At 72.0% G+C, this 15236-nt stretch carries 18 protein-coding genes and 1 pseudogene; 8 read left to right on the forward strand and 11 right to left on the reverse strand.

The annotated features are described in order from the left end of the window. Positions 1-189: 189 nt before the first annotated feature. Both ACGF2Y_RS10840 and ACGF2Y_RS10845 read right to left on the reverse strand, forming a co-directional pair. Entirely contained in the window at positions 190-504 is a 315-nt protein-coding gene (locus ACGF2Y_RS10840) for a hypothetical protein (protein WP_392945052.1), read from the reverse strand. 37 nt (positions 505-541) lie between these two features. Further along, complete coding sequence (locus ACGF2Y_RS10845; RefSeq protein WP_392945055.1) at positions 542-1147, reverse strand: ATP-dependent Clp protease proteolytic subunit; 606 nt, start codon at positions 1145-1147, stop codon at positions 542-544. A gap of 82 nt (positions 1148-1229) precedes the next feature. On the opposite strand from ACGF2Y_RS10845, the gene ACGF2Y_RS10850 reads away from it, so the two are divergent. Continuing rightward, complete coding sequence (locus ACGF2Y_RS10850; RefSeq protein WP_392945057.1) at positions 1230-1514, forward strand: type II toxin-antitoxin system Phd/YefM family antitoxin; 285 nt, start codon at positions 1230-1232, stop codon at positions 1512-1514. Between the two features lie 190 nt (positions 1515-1704). Here the strand turns inward: ACGF2Y_RS10850 and ACGF2Y_RS10855 are convergent. Further along, positions 1705-1901, reverse strand: a pseudogene (locus ACGF2Y_RS10855) (ABC transporter permease); the annotation flags it as partial. A gap of 343 nt (positions 1902-2244) precedes the next feature. On the opposite strand from ACGF2Y_RS10855, the gene ACGF2Y_RS10860 reads away from it, so the two are divergent. From ACGF2Y_RS10860 to ACGF2Y_RS10885, 6 genes are all read left to right on the forward strand, one after another. Further along, the gene (locus tag ACGF2Y_RS10860; RefSeq protein ID WP_096626738.1) at positions 2245-2547 is read left to right on the forward strand and encodes an urease subunit gamma; all 303 of its coding nucleotides are present in this window, start codon (positions 2245-2247) and stop codon (positions 2545-2547) included. A gap of 13 nt (positions 2548-2560) precedes the next feature. Continuing rightward, positions 2561-2872, forward strand: a complete 312-nt coding sequence (locus ACGF2Y_RS10865) for an urease subunit beta (protein WP_392945062.1) — start codon at positions 2561-2563, stop codon at positions 2870-2872. Continuing rightward, on the forward strand, positions 2865-4586 hold the full coding sequence (locus tag ACGF2Y_RS10870; RefSeq protein WP_392945065.1) for an urease subunit alpha: 1722 nt from the start codon (positions 2865-2867) through the stop codon (positions 4584-4586). Before ACGF2Y_RS10865 ends, ACGF2Y_RS10870 begins: the two co-directional genes overlap by 8 nt. A 17-nt stretch (positions 4587-4603) precedes the next feature. Beyond that, positions 4604-5266: an urease accessory protein UreF gene (locus ACGF2Y_RS10875; RefSeq protein ID WP_392945068.1), complete on the forward strand. Its 663-nt coding sequence runs from the start codon at positions 4604-4606 to the stop codon at positions 5264-5266. 262 nt (positions 5267-5528) lie between these two features. Further along, positions 5529-6206 carry an urease accessory protein UreG gene (gene ureG, locus ACGF2Y_RS10880; protein WP_392945071.1) on the forward strand — a complete coding sequence of 226 codons (678 nt, stop codon included), beginning with the start codon at positions 5529-5531 and terminating at the stop codon, positions 6204-6206. Further along, positions 6203-6991: an urease accessory protein UreD gene (locus tag ACGF2Y_RS10885; protein WP_392945073.1), complete on the forward strand. Its 789-nt coding sequence runs from the start codon at positions 6203-6205 to the stop codon at positions 6989-6991. The genes ureG and ACGF2Y_RS10885 overlap by 4 nt, the downstream gene beginning before the upstream one ends. 141 nt (positions 6992-7132) lie before the next feature. Here ACGF2Y_RS10885 and ACGF2Y_RS10890 read toward each other — a convergent pair whose 3' ends face one another. From ACGF2Y_RS10890 to ACGF2Y_RS10920, 7 genes are all read right to left on the reverse strand, one after another. Next, a complete protein-coding gene (locus ACGF2Y_RS10890) occupies positions 7133-8185 on the reverse strand; it encodes an NAD-dependent epimerase/dehydratase family protein (RefSeq protein WP_392945075.1) in 1053 nt (350 codons plus the stop codon). Between the two features lie 65 nt (positions 8186-8250). Next, positions 8251-8967 (reverse strand): lysophospholipid acyltransferase family protein, encoded by a 717-nt coding sequence (locus ACGF2Y_RS10895; RefSeq protein WP_392945078.1) that lies wholly within the window; start codon positions 8965-8967, stop codon positions 8251-8253. A gap of 232 nt (positions 8968-9199) precedes the next feature. Beyond that, positions 9200-9358 carry a hypothetical protein gene (locus ACGF2Y_RS10900; RefSeq protein WP_392945081.1) on the reverse strand — a complete coding sequence of 53 codons (159 nt, stop codon included), beginning with the start codon at positions 9356-9358 and terminating at the stop codon, positions 9200-9202. Positions 9359-9424: 66 nt separating this feature from the next. After that, the gene (locus tag ACGF2Y_RS10905) at positions 9425-10375 is read right to left on the reverse strand and encodes a cytochrome c oxidase assembly protein (RefSeq protein ID WP_392945083.1); all 951 of its coding nucleotides are present in this window, start codon (positions 10373-10375) and stop codon (positions 9425-9427) included. A gap of 120 nt (positions 10376-10495) precedes the next feature. Next, positions 10496-11521: a 6-phosphofructokinase gene (locus tag ACGF2Y_RS10910; RefSeq protein ID WP_392945086.1), complete on the reverse strand. Its 1026-nt coding sequence runs from the start codon at positions 11519-11521 to the stop codon at positions 10496-10498. Between the two features lie 209 nt (positions 11522-11730). After that, positions 11731-12459, reverse strand: coding sequence for a type 1 glutamine amidotransferase (locus ACGF2Y_RS10915; RefSeq protein WP_392945088.1), 729 nt, complete (start codon positions 12457-12459; stop codon positions 11731-11733). Positions 12460-12493: 34 nt separating this feature from the next. Continuing rightward, positions 12494-13732, reverse strand: coding sequence for a MurT ligase domain-containing protein (locus tag ACGF2Y_RS10920; RefSeq protein WP_392945091.1), 1239 nt, complete (start codon positions 13730-13732; stop codon positions 12494-12496). Between the two features lie 113 nt (positions 13733-13845). Between ACGF2Y_RS10920 and def the strand changes: the two genes are divergently transcribed. Next, positions 13846-14391, forward strand: coding sequence for a peptide deformylase (def, locus tag ACGF2Y_RS10925; RefSeq protein WP_392945093.1), 546 nt, complete (start codon positions 13846-13848; stop codon positions 14389-14391). Positions 14392-14434: 43 nt separating this feature from the next. Here def and ACGF2Y_RS10930 read toward each other — a convergent pair whose 3' ends face one another. Beyond that, entirely contained in the window at positions 14435-15091 is a 657-nt protein-coding gene (locus ACGF2Y_RS10930) for a TetR family transcriptional regulator (RefSeq protein WP_392945096.1), read from the reverse strand. Positions 15092-15236 lie beyond the last annotated feature (145 nt).

The following is a 15236-nucleotide window of genomic DNA, read 5'->3' on the forward strand; positions in this document are numbered from 1 at the left end:
CACCCTCGTACCAGCGACGAAAGGGCACATTTCGAGTACGGGCCGCGCGCCGAGGGCAAGTTGAGCTGTCGCTCGCGCGGGTGACGGCCTACGCCGAACGAGCGAGACGAATTGATCGCGGGGCCGGGCGTGTCATCCGCGGAGTCGACCGGCCCGCTCCCGCAGCACGCTCCCCGCGTGCGGAGCCGGTCAGTTCGCGCCCGGCGGCATCGCGACCCGGCCCGCCCTGCGTTCCCCGTCCAGGACCCGCAGGGCCCGCAGGGCCCGCGCCAGGGTGGCGGCGTGGATCCGCGACTCGCCGCGCTCGTGCATCAGGGCCAGGGCGTCGCGCAGGGCGGCCGCCCCGGACGCCAGGGCCTGGGCGGCCCGCAGCGCGCTGTAGGTGTCGCTGGCGTGGGCCGGATTGATCCGGCCCATCTGGTCGAGCACGGCCAGATAGCAGTCGACGAACTCGCCCTCGGCGCGGGTCAGCGCGGGCAGGGGCGGGAACTCGGGTGGCTCCATCTGCGGTTCACCTCGCGTCGTACGGGGTCCGGGAGAGTCAGCGGTTCTCCACTACATGGTCGACCAGCCCGTAGGCGAGGGCGGCCTTCGCGTCGAGGATGGTGTCGCGCTCGATGTCGGCGCTGACGCGCTCCGCGGCCCGGCCCGTGTGCCGGACCAGCATGGCCGCGAACATCTCGCGGGTGCGCACCAGTTCGCGTGCGTGGATCTCCAGGTCGGACGGCTGGCCCCGCATCGGCTCCTCCAGTGCGGGCTGCTGAATGACTACCCGCGCGCCGGGCAGCGCATGTCGACGCCCCGTCGCCCCGGCCGCCAGCAGGGCCGCCGCGTAGGAGCCCGCCTGCCCCAGGCAGAAGGTCTCCACCTCGCAGGTCAGGAACCGCATCGTGTCGTAGACCGCCGCCATCGCCTGGAACGTGCCGCCGGGGGAGTTGATGTAGAGCGACAGGGGCCGGTCCGGATCGGCGTGCTCCAGATACATGAACTGGGCGATGAGGTCGCTCGCGGCCGTGTCGTCGATCGGGGTCCCGAGGAAGACGATCCGCTCGGACAGCAGCTTGGAGTACGGGTCCAGCGTCCGGGTTCCGGTCGCGGTGCGCTCGGTGAACTCGGGCAGGACGTAGCGGGCGGCGGGACGGATCATGGCATGCCTCTCCTGGAGCTGACCAGCCGTCTGCACGTCCGTAAAAAATGTACAGGACGTACAGAAGGTTATGATGGGGACCATGGCCTACGAGATTCCGGTGACGCAAGCACGGGCGGAGCTAGCCGAACTGATCAACCGCGTCGTCTACGGCGGTGAACGCGTCGTGGTGACGCGGCACGGCAAGCCGCTCATCGCGCTGGTATCCGCCGCTGACCTGCAACGACTTGAAGCGGAGGAGAGTGCTGCCGAGGAGCAGGTGATCAGCTCGGTCTCCTCGATCGGCTCCGCGCCATCCGCTGAGGGCGAACGGCGCAGGTTCGGTATCGCCGCCGAGCACCGCCGCCACGACGGCCGGGACACCTGACACCCGACCGCCCCGCGACAGTGCGAAGCCGGGTGCTGCTCCCTTGGGGAGGGGCACCCGGTTCGGCTCGTGCGGATCCGGCGCTCAGCCGGTCGGGGCCGGCTCCCGGACGGGGGCGGCCGGCGCCGGCGTGCCCGCCGGGCGAGCGGCACCGCCGCCAGGCCGGCACGGTGAGCGCGAGCACCCCCACCGACGCGGTGAGCAGGTGCCGCCCCTGCGGGGTGGCGACGACGGCTCCGTATACGACGCGGTCCCCGATCGCGGCGCGGGCGGCGGCCTCGTCGTCGAAGCGGTGCACCTCGAAGGCGCCGTGGCGCCGTTCGAAGCGCGCTGTTCCGGCTGCTGGGCGGTCGGCGCAGCGCCCGCCACCCCGACCGGGAGGCCGCGGGCGCCTTCGAGGAAGTGGCCCGCGTGATGCCGCCGCCCGCCCCGGACGCGCTGCTCAGCCGCGGATTCGTCGGGGTCCTCGCGGGGAGGGCGCACGGACTGGAGTGGGACCGGAGCGCCGGGCCTTCGCCGCGCTCGTCGTCCAGCTCTGGTCGGAGAACGGGTTGTGCGGGCCGATGTCCATGAACCCCCCAAAGGTCAGTTAACGCAACGGAAAAACTTCCGCCCTAACGTGCAATGCCTGGTCGCGAGGCCCTCTTTCGCGTTCAACGACTTGTTGAACGGGGATAGGGTCCCGCTGCGTCCGGAGCCGGAGCCGGACGGAAGACGATGAGGTGGAAGCGTGCAACTGACCCCGCACGAGCAGGAACGTCTGCTCATCCATGTGGCCGCCGACGTGGCCGAGAAGCGCCGGGCGCGCGGACTGCGGCTCAACCACCCCGAGGCCGTCGCCCTGATCACCGCCCATCTGCTGGAAGGCGCCCGGGACGGCCGCACCGTCACCGAACTCATGGCGTCCGGCCGCAAGCTGCTCACCCGGGACGAGGTCATGGACGGCATCCCCGAGATGCTCCACGACGTCCAGGTCGAGGCCACCTTCCCCGACGGCACGAAGCTCGTCACCGTCCACGACCCGATCGTCTGACGGGAGAGCGCCGATGATTCCCGGAGAGATCCTGTACGGGTACGGGGACATCCCCCTCAACGCGGGTCGGGCGGTCACCCGCCTCACCGTCCTCAACGCTGCCGACCGGCCCGTCCAGGTCGGCTCCCACTACCACTTCGCCGAGGCCAACCCCGGACTGCGCTTCGACCGCGCCGCCGCCCACGGCCTGCGGCTGAACATCGCGGCCGGCACAGCGGTCCGCTTCGAACCCGGCATCCCCGCCGACGTCGAACTCGTCCCCCTCGCCGGCCGCCGCGTCGTCCCCGGCCTGCGCGGCGAAACCGGAGGTGCCCTCGATGCCTGACCTTGAGCGAGCCGTGTACGCCGACCTGTTCGGCCCCACCACCGGCGACCGGATCCGGCTCGCCGACACCGATCTGCTCGTCGAGATCGAGGAGGACCGCTCGGGCGGCCCCGGGCACGCGGGCGACGAGGCGGTGTTCGGCGGCGGCAAGGTGATCCGGGAGTCGATGGGCCAGGCCCGCACCACCCGCGCCGAGGGCGCACCCGACACCGTCATCACCGGGGCCGTCGTCATCGACCACTGGGGCATCGTCAAGGCCGACATCGGCATCCGGGACGGCCGGATCACCGGCATCGGCAAGGCCGGGAACCCGGACACCATGGACGGCGTCCACCCCGACCTGGTGATCGGCCCGGAGACCGAGATCATCGCGGGCAACGGGAAACTGCTCACCGCAGGGGCGGTCGACGCCCACGTCCACTTCATCTCGCCCACCCTCGTCGACCAGGCGCTCTCCAGCGGCATCACCACCCTCGTCGGCGGCGGCACGGGCCCCGCCGAAGGCAGCAAGGCCACCACGATCACCCCCGGGCCCTGGCACCTCGCCCGGATGTTCGAGGCGCTGGAGACCTTCCCGGTCAACATCGGACTGCTCGGCAAGGGCAACACGATGTCGCAGGAGGCCATGCACTCCCAACTGCGCGGCGGCGCACTCGGATTCAAGATCCACGAGGACTGGGGCGCCACCCCCGCCGTGATCGACGCCTGCCTCACCGTCTGCGAACGGACCGGTGCCCAGCTCGCCATCCACACGGACACCCTCAACGAGGCCGGGTTCGTCGCCGACACCCTCGCCGCCATCGCCGGCCGGACGATCCACGCCTACCACACCGAGGGGGCGGGCGGCGGGCACGCGCCCGACATCATCAGCGTGGTCTCCGAGCCGTACGTCCTGCCCAGCTCGACCAACCCCACCCGGCCGCACACCGTCAACACCATCGAGGAACACCTCGACATGCTGATGGTCTGCCACCACCTGAACCCCGCCGTCCCCGAGGACCTGGCGTTCGCGGAGTCCCGGATCCGGCCCTCCACCATCGCGGCCGAGGACATCCTGCACGACCTCGGCGCCATCTCGATCATCTCCTCGGACTCCCAGGCCATGGGCCGCATAGGCGAGGTGATCCTGCGGACCTGGCAGACCGCCCATGTGATGAAGAAGCGACGCGGCGCCCTGCCCGGGGACGGCCGGGCCGACAACCACCGAGTCCGTCGCTATGTCGCCAAATACACCATCAACCCGGCGGTGGCGCAGGGCCTGGACCGGGAGATCGGTTCGGTGGAGACCGGCAAGCTCGCCGACCTCGTCCTCTGGGACCCGGCGTTCTTCGGCGTCAAGCCGCAGACCGTCATCAAGGGCGGCCAGATCGCGTACGCGCAGATGGGCGCCGCCAACGCCTCCATCCCGACGCCCCAGCCGGTCCTGCCCCGGCCGATGTTCGGCGCCCTGGGGCGGGCGGCCGCCCACAGCTCGTTCAACTTCGTCTCCACGGCGGCGATCGAGGACGGGCTGCCCGAACGGCTCGCCCTGGACAAGCGGTTCGTGCCGATCACCAGCACCCGGGGGGTCACCAAGGCGGACATGCGGGAGAACGACGCCGTGCCGCAGGTCCACGTCGACCCCGACAGCTTCGCCGTCACCATCGACGGCGATCCGGTCGAGCCCGCACCTGCGGTGGAACTGCCCATGGCCCAGCGCTACTTCCTCTTCTGAGCCGGCGGACCGAAGCCATGTCACGCGCAGCACTCCTCGTCCTCGCCGACGGCCGGTTCCCCGCCGGAGGGCACGCCCACTCCGGTGGCGCCGAACCAGCCGTCGCCGAGGGCCGGATCCGGGACGCCGCTTCCCTCGCCGACTTCTGCCGGGGCCGTCTGCACACGGCGGGCCTCACCGCCGCCGCCCTCGCCGCGGCGGCGGCCCACGGCCTGGACCCGCTCGCCCTCGACGAGGCCGCCGACGCCCGCACGCCCTCGCCCGCCCTGCGGACCACCGCGCGCAAGCTGGGCCGGCAGATGATGCGGGCCGCCCGCGCCACCTGGCCGAGCCCCGAACTGGACGCGCTCGCCCTGGCCCGGCCGCGCGGCGCCCACCAGCCGGTCGTCCTCGGTCTCACCGCACGGTCGGCGGGCCTGGGCCCCGTGGACGCCGCGCACTGTGTCGCGTACGAGACCGTCAGCGGCCCCGCCACCGCCGTCGTCCGGCTCCTCTCCCTCGACCCCTTCCACGCCACCGCCGTACTCGCCCGGCTCGCCCCCGAGCTGGACCGGGTCGCCGAACAGGCCGCCGAGGCCGCGCGGCAGGGCATCGACGCCCTGCCCGCCGCCTCGGCCCCGCTCCTCGACATCACCGCCGAAGCGCACGCCGCCTGGCCGGTCCGCCTCTTCGCCTCGTAAACCAGCACCCGCCCGCCGACCACCCCGAGCCTTCCGACCCGCGCCCGCCCCCAGATCCGACCCGCGACCGCACTCAGCCTCCCGGCCCGCGCCCGCCCGCCGACCGCACCCAGCCTTCCGACCCCCGCCCGCCCCAGCCGGACCCGCACTCAGCCTCCCGCCCCGCCCCCGCCCGCCGACCCGCACCCAGCCTTCCGCCCCACACCTCCACCCACCCCCCGGACCTCACCTCCCGCCCCGCACGCTTCCGACAGGAGTCCCCATGCACCTCGGCCACTCCCACGACGGCCCCGCCGCCGTCAGCGCCGACGCCACCCGCCCCGACGGCAACCGGCGCGCCCTGCGCATCGGCCTCGGCGGCCCCGTCGGGTCCGGCAAGACGGCCACCGTCGCCGCCCTCTGCCGCGAACTGCGCGACCAGCTCTCCATCGCCGTCGTCACCAACGACATCTACACCCAGGAGGACGCCGCCTTCCTGCTGCGCAACGCGGTCCTGCCGCCCGAGCGGATCCAGGCCGTCGAGACCGGCGCCTGCCCGCACACCGCGATCCGCGACGACATCTCCGCCAACCTCGAAGCCGTCGAGGACCTGGAGGACGCGGTCGGGCCGCTCGACCTGATACTCGTCGAGTCCGGCGGCGACAATCTCACCGCCACCTTCTCCAAGGGCCTGGTCGACGCGCAGATCTTCGTCATCGACGTCGCGGGCGGCGACGACATCCCGCGTAAGGGCGGCCCCGGCGTCACGACCGCCGACCTCCTGGTCATCAACAAGACCGACCTCGCCCCTTACGTCGGCTCCGACCTGGAGAGGATGGCCCTGGACGCCAAGAAGCAGCGCGGCGAACTCCCCGTAGCCTTCACCTCGCTGACCTCCGCCGAGGGCGTCGGCCCTGTCGCCGGCTGGGTGCGGGCGCAGCTCGCCGCCTGGACCGCATGAGCGTCCGTGCGACGGCCCGGCTCCGCGCCGAGCCCGACGGGCGGGGCGGGACCGCCCTGCCCGTCCTGGAGAGCGACGGGCCGCTCGCCCTGCGCCGCACCCGCTCCCCGCTGGCCCCGTACGCCCGGGTCACCGTCGTCGGCGCGATGAGCGCCCCGCTGAACGGCGACCGGCTGACGATCGAGGCCGACATCGCGGACACGGCACGCCTCACCGTGGACTCGGCGGCGGCCACCGTCGCCCTGCCCGGGGCGCGGGCGGACACCGGCCCGTCCACGTACACGGTGAACCTGAGCGTGGGGGAGGGGGCCGTGCTGCACTGGCTGCCCGAACAGCTCGTCTCCGCCCACGGCAGCGACCTGCACCAGACGACCCGGGTCCAACTCGCCGCCACCGGGCGCCTGCTGCTGCGCGAGGAGCAGATCCTGGGCCGGCACGGCGAGCCCACCGGCGCGCTCACCACCCGGCTCACCGTCCACCGCGCGGGCCGCGCGCTCCTGGACCAGCAACTGGCCTACGGGCCCGGCGCCCCCGGCGGCTGGGACGGCCCCGCCGTCCTCGGCGGCCACCGTGCCGTCGGCCAACTGCTCCTCGCCGACCCGTCCTTCGAGGAGGCCCCGCTCCCCGCGCGCCTCCTCGGGCCCACCGCCGCCCTCACCCCGCTCGCCGGCCCCGCCGTCCTGGTGACCGCCGTCGCCGCCGACGCGCTCCTGCTGCGCGGAATCCTGGACGAGGCGATGCACGAGCTGCTGGACGGACTCAAGGCGGACCACGGCGCGGGCTGAAGGCGGACCACAAGAGCCTCCAGTCCGCTCAGCGAACCTTCGTTACCGGATACGTGTTCGATTGATGAGGGCCGGCAAGGGCCGCAACACCGGCCGCACGACCCAGGGCCGGGCGGCCCGTCGCTCAACGAAGCCGGACGCTCAATGCCGGCCCCGGTCGTACGCCTCCAGCCAGGCGTCCTCCGCCGCATAGTCGAAGAGCCACTCGCCGTAGTTGGCCGGCATCTTCGGGAACGCCTCCCGCCAGTCGCGCTCCGCCAGCTCCCCGGCGAGCCACGCGACCGTTTCCGGCAGCGACTCCGCATAGCCGGTCACCGGGCGGTACCCCAGCTGCTCCTCGGCGGCCGTCATGTCGTAGACCACGGGGTGGACGCCGCTCCACGGTGTCACCCCGACCCGCCCCTTCGGACAAGCGCCGTCGATCAGCACTGTCTCCGTCTCCCGCCCGAGCACCGCGTCGATCGCCGACGCGATCTCCGCGACCGTGGGTGCCTCGGGATCGGCCGCGTTCAGTACGCGCGATCCCGGTTTCCGGGCGGCCAGCCGGACCAGCTCCGCCGCGTTGGACACATGCACCGGGTGGAAGCGGCTCTCCCCGCCGTACGCGAGCACCCGGCGCCGGCGTCCGTCGAGCAGCCGCTTCACCACGTACAGCTCGCGCGGTGTGCGGCAGTACGGACCGTGGACCGCGCCCGCGCGCAGCAGCGTCACCGGCAGCGCGTCGCCCGCCGCCAGCAGCTCCCGCTCCAGCAGGATCTTCCGCGTCCCGTACGTGGCATCCCCCGGCGCCACCGTGGCCTGGGTCTCCGGCAGCGGCACCGGGTAGCGGGGGAAGCCGTCGGGCTCCGCCTGCGTGTCGAAGCTGCGGCCCCGGTCGTCCTCGTACACCGCCCCGCTGGAGATCACGACGGCCGAGCCGATCCGGCCCGCCAGGCCCGTCAGCTGCCGGGCGTGCGTGCCGCCGAACGCCACCATGTCGACCAGTACGTCACAGCCGTCGCCCAGCGCCCTGCCGAGCGCCCCCTCCTCGTCCCGGTCGAGCGCCACCGCCCGGACCCCGGCGTCCCACCCCTCGTCCCGGCCGCCGCCGCGCGAGGCCGCGGTGACCTCCCAGCCGTCCGCGGCCAGTGCCCGCACCGCGGCCCGCCCGATCTGGCCCGTCGCTCCCAGCACCCATGCGTGTCCCTTGCTCATGGATCCGACGCTAAGGGCTGCGGGACGGCCCGGACGAGGGCGCTCTGCCCGTGGCGTATCCGCCGTCAGCGTCGCAGCTTCGGGAACCTTCTCGGCGGCGCGGCCTCCTGCTCGGCCGCCTTCACCTTGGCCGCGTACTCGTCCACGTACTCCTGGCCGGACAGTTCGAGGATCGCGTACATGATCTCGTCCGTCACGGCCCGGATCGCGGCCTTCTGGTTCTCCATGCCCGCGTAGCGCGAGAAGTCCAGCGGTTCGCCGAAGCGGATCGCGACCCGCTTGATCTTCGGCACGACCTGGCCCGGCGGCTGGATCTCGAAGGTGCCGACCATGGCACAGGGGACCACCGGCACCTGCGCGGTGATCGCCATCACCGCGACCCCGACCTTGCCCTTGTAGAGCCGGCCGTCGTGCGAGCGGGTGCCCTCCGGGTAGATCCCCAGCAGCTCGCCCTTCCCCAGCACGCCGAGCCCCTCGCGGATGGCCGCCTGCCCGGCGTCCTTGCCGGACCGGTCCACCGGGATCTGGCCCGCGCTGCGGAAGAAGGCCGCGGTGAGCCGGCCCTTGATTCCCGGGCCCGTGAAGTACTCGGCCTTCGCCAGGAAGGTGATGCGGCGCCTGATGATGGCCGGCATCAGGAAGTGGTCGGAGAAGGAGAGGTGATTGCCCGCGACGATCGCCGCGCCGTCCTCCGGGATGTTCTCCAGGCCCTCGATGCGGGGCCGGAACAGCAGCCGCAGCGGGGGCCCCAGCACGACATATTTCAGGACGTAATAGAACACCTTGCGGGTGCACCTCGCTCTGCCGGATCGACTCAGGGCTGCGTACTACCAGGTCATGGTGGTGCCGGGGGCCCGAAGGCCCCCGGCGCCACCATGCGACCACAGTGAAGCGGTCTCCCGGGTCGTACCCGCCTCCGGGCCCGTCAGACGTGGTCACCCGCAGCGGCGGTCGGATGTCCTCGTGGTCGCCCGCCGCGACGGTCGGATTCCTTGTGGTCACCTGCCGCGACGGTCAGGTGTCCTGTGTGGCCAGCATGCCGAGGGTGCACAGGCCCAGCACTATCCAGCCGAACCACAGCCAGCCGCTGCTTCCCAGCGCCACCGTGTACGCGGTCACCACGACCAGCGCCCCGACGGTCATGTATCCCATGGTCTTCGTCGATCCGGACATGCGCGCACGCTCCTCGTCGGCCGCGCGGCCGTTGTCCCCATGGTCACCCCGTACGCGCCCTTCGCGCTACTGTCCGCGTGCTTGCAAAGAGGCGAGATAGGCGTTGTACGCCGCCAGCTCCTTGTCACCGTCGCGGTCCGCCGCCCGGTCCGATCGCCGGGCGGTGCGCTGCTCGGAGCGGTACCACTGGAAGACCAGCGCGATCAGCACCAGCACGGAGGGGATCTCGCTGAACGCCCACGCGATGCCGCCCGCCCAGTTCTGGTCGCTCAGGGCATCGATGCCCAGCGAGGCGGGCGGGTTCCGGTACGTCTCCACCATCGGCGTCGACGCCATCATCAGCGCGATCCCGAAGAACGCGTGGAACGGCATCCCGGCGAACAGCTCCAGCATCCGCATCAGATAGCCGGGCCGGTGCGGACCCGGGTCCACGCCCATGATCGGCCAGAAAAAGACCAGGCCGACCGCGAGGAAGTGCACCATCATCCCGATGTGGCCGGGCTTCGAGCCCATCAGGAAGTCGAAGATCGGCGTGAAGTACAGCGCGTACAGGCTCGCGATGAACAGCGGGATCGTGAACACCGGATGCGTGATGATCTTCATGTACCGGCTGTGCAGCAGCTTCAGCAGCAGTTCGCGCGGCCCGGTCCGCCCCCGGCCGGCCGGCGGCAGCGCGCGCAGCGCCAGCGTCACCGGGGCGCCCAGCAGCAGCAGGATCGGCGACAGCATGCTGATCACCATGTGCTGCACCATGTGCACGCTGAACATGACCATGCCGTAGTCGTTGAGCTTGGTGCACATCACCAGCGCGATGCTCAGCACGCCCAGGGTGAAGAACACGATCCGGTTCACCGGCCAGCCGTCCCCGCGCCGACGCAGCCGCACCACGCCGTACCCGTACAGGGCGAGCGCCAGGACGCAGCCGGTCAGGAAGAACGGGTCGACGGAGAGCTCCAGCCCCCGCTCCAGCGTGAACGGCGGCAGATCCATGTTCATGCCGTGCCCGCTGTGATCCATCTGTTCACTCCCGATGGGGACACATCCCCGTTTCGTGCCGGTTGTCCGGTACAGCGTAGAACTGCCCCCGGCCGCGGTTGCGGCCGGGGGCAGTTCTACAGGAGTGTCCTGACGAGGTTTCTAGAGCACGCACTCCGCCTCGGCGTACCGCTCGGCCGGGACCGTCTTCAGCGTCTCGACCGCCTCCGCCAGCGGGACCATCACGATGTCGGTGCCGCGCAGCGCGGTCAGCATCCCGAACTCGCTCCGGTGCGCCGCCTCCACCGCGTGCCAGCCGAACCGGGTCGCCAGGACGCGGTCGTACGCGGTCGGCGTGCCGCCGCGCTGGACATGGCCGAGGATGACCGGGCGGGCCTCCTTGCCGAGCCGCTGCTCCAGCTCCCCGGTGAGCTGCGTGGCGACGCCGGCGAACCGCTCGTGGCCGTAGACGTCCTTGACGCCCTGCTCGAACTGCATGGAGCCCGCGCGGGGCTTGGCGCCCTCGGCGACCACCACGATGGCGAACTTCTTGCCCGCCGAGAAGCGCTTGCCGACCAGCTCGGTCAGCTCGTCTATGTCGAAGGGGCGCTCGGGCACCACGATGGCGTGGGCGCCGGCGGCCATGCCGGAGTGCAGGGCGATCCAGCCGGTGTGCCGGCCCATGACCTCGACGATCAGCACCCGCTGGTGCGACTCGGCGGTCGTCTTCAGCCGGTCCAGCGCCTCGGTGGCGACGCCGACGGCGGTGTCGAAGCCGAAGGTGACGTCGGTGGAGGCGATGTCGTTGTCGATGGTCTTGGGAACGCCGACGATCGGGAGACCGGCCTCGGAGAGGAGGTGCGCGGCCTTGAGGGTGCCCTCGCCGCCGATCGGGATGATGGCGTCGAGGCCGAGGTCCGCGACATGGCCGCGGGCGCGCTCCACACCGTCGCGCAGATGGGCGGGCTGGACGCGGGAGGAACCGAGGATCGTGCCGCCGCGGGCCAGGATGCCGCCCACCGCGTCAAGGTCGAGCTTGCGGTAGTCGCACTCCAGCAGGCCCTTCCAGCCGTCGTGGAAGCCGATGACCTCGTCGCCGTGGTCCACCACCGCGCGGTGCACGACGGAACGGATGACGGCGTTGAGGCCGGGGCAGTCGCCGCCGGAGGTGAGTACGCCAATGCGCATGGCCCGGGAACCTTTGCAACGTGGGTCTACGACCGGACCACGTCGTCCGGTTGGATCCCCGCCACCCTACCGGCGCAGGGTGGCGGGACCGAACCGGCTGTCCGCCTGCTGGACTCCGCTCAACCGAGCGGAAAACGCCTCAGCCGGACCCCGCTCAACCGAGCGGAAAGCACCTCGGGCGGGCGCCGCTCAGGCGAGCGGAAAACGCCTCAGGCGGGCTGCGTCGCCGAGGCGATCCGCTCGGCGCGCAGCGCGTCGTACCAGCGGTCGTCGGTGGGCGGCAGCGCGTTCACGTCGAGGGCCAGCTTCAGCAGCAGATCGGCGATCTGCGGATTGCGGGCCAGCACCGGACCGTGCATGTACGTCCCGAAGACCGTGTCGTTGTACGCGCCCTCCGTACCGTCCCCGGTGCCGTTGCCCCGGCCGAACTGCACCCGCGCGAACGGCCGTGCCGTCGGGCCGAGATGGGTGACGCCCTGGTGGTTCTCGAACCCGGTCAGCTGCGGCAGCGCGAGCTGCGGGTCGATGTCCCCCAGTACGTCGCCGACGCACCGCGCGCCCTCGCCCCGGGTGGAGACCACGTCGAGCAGACCGAGACCGGCCTCCCGCTCGCCGAGGTCGTTGACGAACTCGTGCCCGAGGATCTGGTAGCCCGCGCAGACCGAGAAGATGATCGCGCCGTTGGACGCGGCCCGGCTCAGCCCGCCGTCGCGGCGCAGCCGCTCGGCCGCGAGGCGCTGGGGCCGGTCCTCGCCGCCGCCGATCAGATAGATGTCGCCGGACGTCGGCACCGGCTGGTCGCTGCGCACGTCGACGCGCTGCACGTCCAGGCCGCGCTGCCGGGCCCGCCGCTCCACGACCAGGGCGTTGCCCTGGTCGCCGTAGGTGCTGAGCAGGTCGGGGTAGACCCAGACCAGACGCAGACCGTTGTTGCTCATGCTTCGTCCTCTCCGGAGGTGGCCGGGGCCGGGGTCAGTTGCCGACACGACGGCGCAGATCCTGGAAGGCGGTGTAGTTGGCGATGACCTCGATACGGCCGGGCGGGGCGTACTGCACGGCCTCGTCGAGCGTCTCGCAGACCCGGAAGTCGAGACCGGCCACTTCGAGCCGGACCGCGAGGTCCAGCTTCCGGTCGCCGAGCACGAAGATCGGGTGGCCCGCCAGCTGGGTGTAGTCCACGTCCCACAGCCAGGAGGTGTCCGTGCCGTCCGCGCCGCGGGCGTTCACCGAGAGGATCACCGGCGTCGGCGGCGGGTCGATCAGCGAGAACGTCTCCAGCCAGCCCGCCGGGTTCTTCGCCAGCAGGAGGCGCAGCTCACGGTTCTGGAAGCTGACGACGTCGTAGCGTCCGGCCACCGCCTGCACCTGGTACATCCGCTCCAGCGCGACCTGCGGCGGCACGCCGAAGACGGCGGCGACGGCGGCGGAACTGGTGGCGTTCGCCTTGTTCGCGCGGCCCGGCAGCTGGAGGTGGATCGGCCAGGCCGAACCGTGCGGGTCCAGGACGTAGTCGCCGTTGAGCGCCCAGCTCGGGGCGGGGCGGCGGAAGCCGCACTGCCCGCAGAACCAGTCGTCGCCGGGACGCTGCATCACACCGCCGCAGGACGGGCAGGACCAGGCGTCGTCCTTCCACGCCTGACCGGCCGCCACCCACACCACATTGGCCGAGGAGGAGGCCGCCCAGACGACCAGCGGGTCGTCGGCGTTGGCGATGATCACGGCCTTCGAGCCGGACAGGCCCTCGCGCCAGTGCTCGGCCATCATCCGGGTCTCCGCCGCGCGGTCCAGCTGGTCGCGCGAGAGGTTGAGCAGGGCGATCACCTTGGGCGTGGTGTCGCGCGCGACACCCGCCAGATACTTTTCGTCGACCTCGATCACGCCGAACTTCGCGTCCGAGCCGCCCGCCAGCGCCGAGGTGATGCCCGCGGGCATGTTCGCGCCGAGCGCGTTCGACACGACGGGCCCGGCGGCCCGCAGCGCCTCCGCGATCAGCCGTGTGGTGGTCGTCTTGCCGTTCGTCGCCGACACGAGGATCACGTCCAGGTGCTGCGCCAGCCGCCCCAGCAGGTCGGGGTCGAGTTTGAGCGCCACCCGGCCGCCGATCACCGATCCGCTGCCCCGCCCCGCGGCGCGTGACACCGCCGCCGCGGCCTTGCCCGCCGTCACGGCCAGTTTGGCCCGCGGCGACAACGGCTCCGTGTTGCCTGCCATCGTCCTAGATCCTCCTTGCATCGGTCCGCGCCCAGCCTATCGATGTCCGGCACGGCGACCGCACCGCGGCACCACGGGAACTCCCCGGCCCGGCGGAACGTAAACTTGCCGCCATGCGAAACCGCCCGATCCCCGGCAGTTCCGGACTCGTCCGTGAGATGAGTCTGCTCGGCGACCCGTTGCTCCACCGCGCCTGCGAGGACGTCACCGACTTCGGCCCGTCGCTCGCGAGGCTGGTCGAGGACATGTTCGCCACGATGTACGCCGCACAGGGTGTCGGGCTCGCCGCCAATCAGATCGGCGTCCCGCTCAAGGTGTTCGTCTACGACTGCCCGGACGACGACGATGTCCGCCATCTGGGACACGTGGTCAATCCCGAACTGGTCGAGGCGGACGGACTCACCGTACGCGGACCGGAGGGCTGTCTGTCACTTCCCGGTCTGGAAGCGGGCACGGAACGCTTCGACCACGCGGTCGTCGAGGGCCTGACGATGACCGGCGAGCCGGTCCGGATCGCCGGGACGGGGTGGTTCGCCCGGTGCCTCCAGCACGAGTGCGACCACCTGGAGGGCACTGTCTACACCGACCGGCTGACCGGGCTGCGGCGCTCCCGGGCGCTGCGCGCGGCGCGCCGCGCGCCCTGGGCACGCCGGGGCTGAGCCCGCGACGGCCCGGCTCCCGGAGTCCGGGAGCCGGAGCGGGTCAGAACCCCGGTCCGCCCTGGAGGTCGCCCGTCTCCGCGAGCCTGCCCCACAGCAGATCGGCGAGGCTGCTCACCAGCCGTTCGCGGGAGCAGGGCCGGTCGCCGAGCCACCAGTCGCCCGCCGCGTGCATCATGCCGACGATGCCGTGCCCCCAGATGCGGGCCATCTGCTCGCTGTCCGGGCCCAGGTCGACCCGTTCGGCGATCACCTGGCCCAGCTCCTCGCCGAGGCGGCGCAGCAGCGGGGCGGAGTGCCGGCCGACGTCGAAGCCCTGCTCGGGGGAGGGGGCGGTGTCGGCGGCGTCGGAGGGATGCATCAGGAAGCGGTAGACCTGGGGGCGGGCCTCGATCGCGGCGAGATAGGTGTCGAGTGTGGACTCCACCCGCTCACGCCGGTCGGCGGGCGCGTCCAGGGCGGCTCGCAGTGCGCTGAGCAGCGCGTCGGTGTGGCGTTTGGCCAGCGCCCGGTAGAGGCCGCCCTTGTCCCCGAAGTGGCGGTAGAGGATGGGTTTGGTGATCCCGGCCTCGGCCGCGATGGCGTTCATCGAGGCCTGCGGTCCGTCCCTGAGCACCACCCGGTCCGCCGCTTCCAGCAACTCGCGGCGGCGGCGCTCGGCCGCGGTCCGCTGTCGCTCGGCGCTTCGTGCGGTCTCCATGTCGTCTCTCCCACCCTGGCCACGCGATGCCGTCGCATCGCTTCTGCGCGCCTGCGCAACGTAACACTCCACCAGGAGGAGGATTGATCGGCTCCGGGGCGGTTGACAGTGGCTACTTGCCGGTAACAGACTGTGGTTACCGCAA

Source organism: Streptomyces sp. NPDC048142 (assembly GCF_043202835.1).
Classification (GTDB): Bacteria; Actinomycetota; Actinomycetes; order Streptomycetales; family Streptomycetaceae; genus Streptomyces.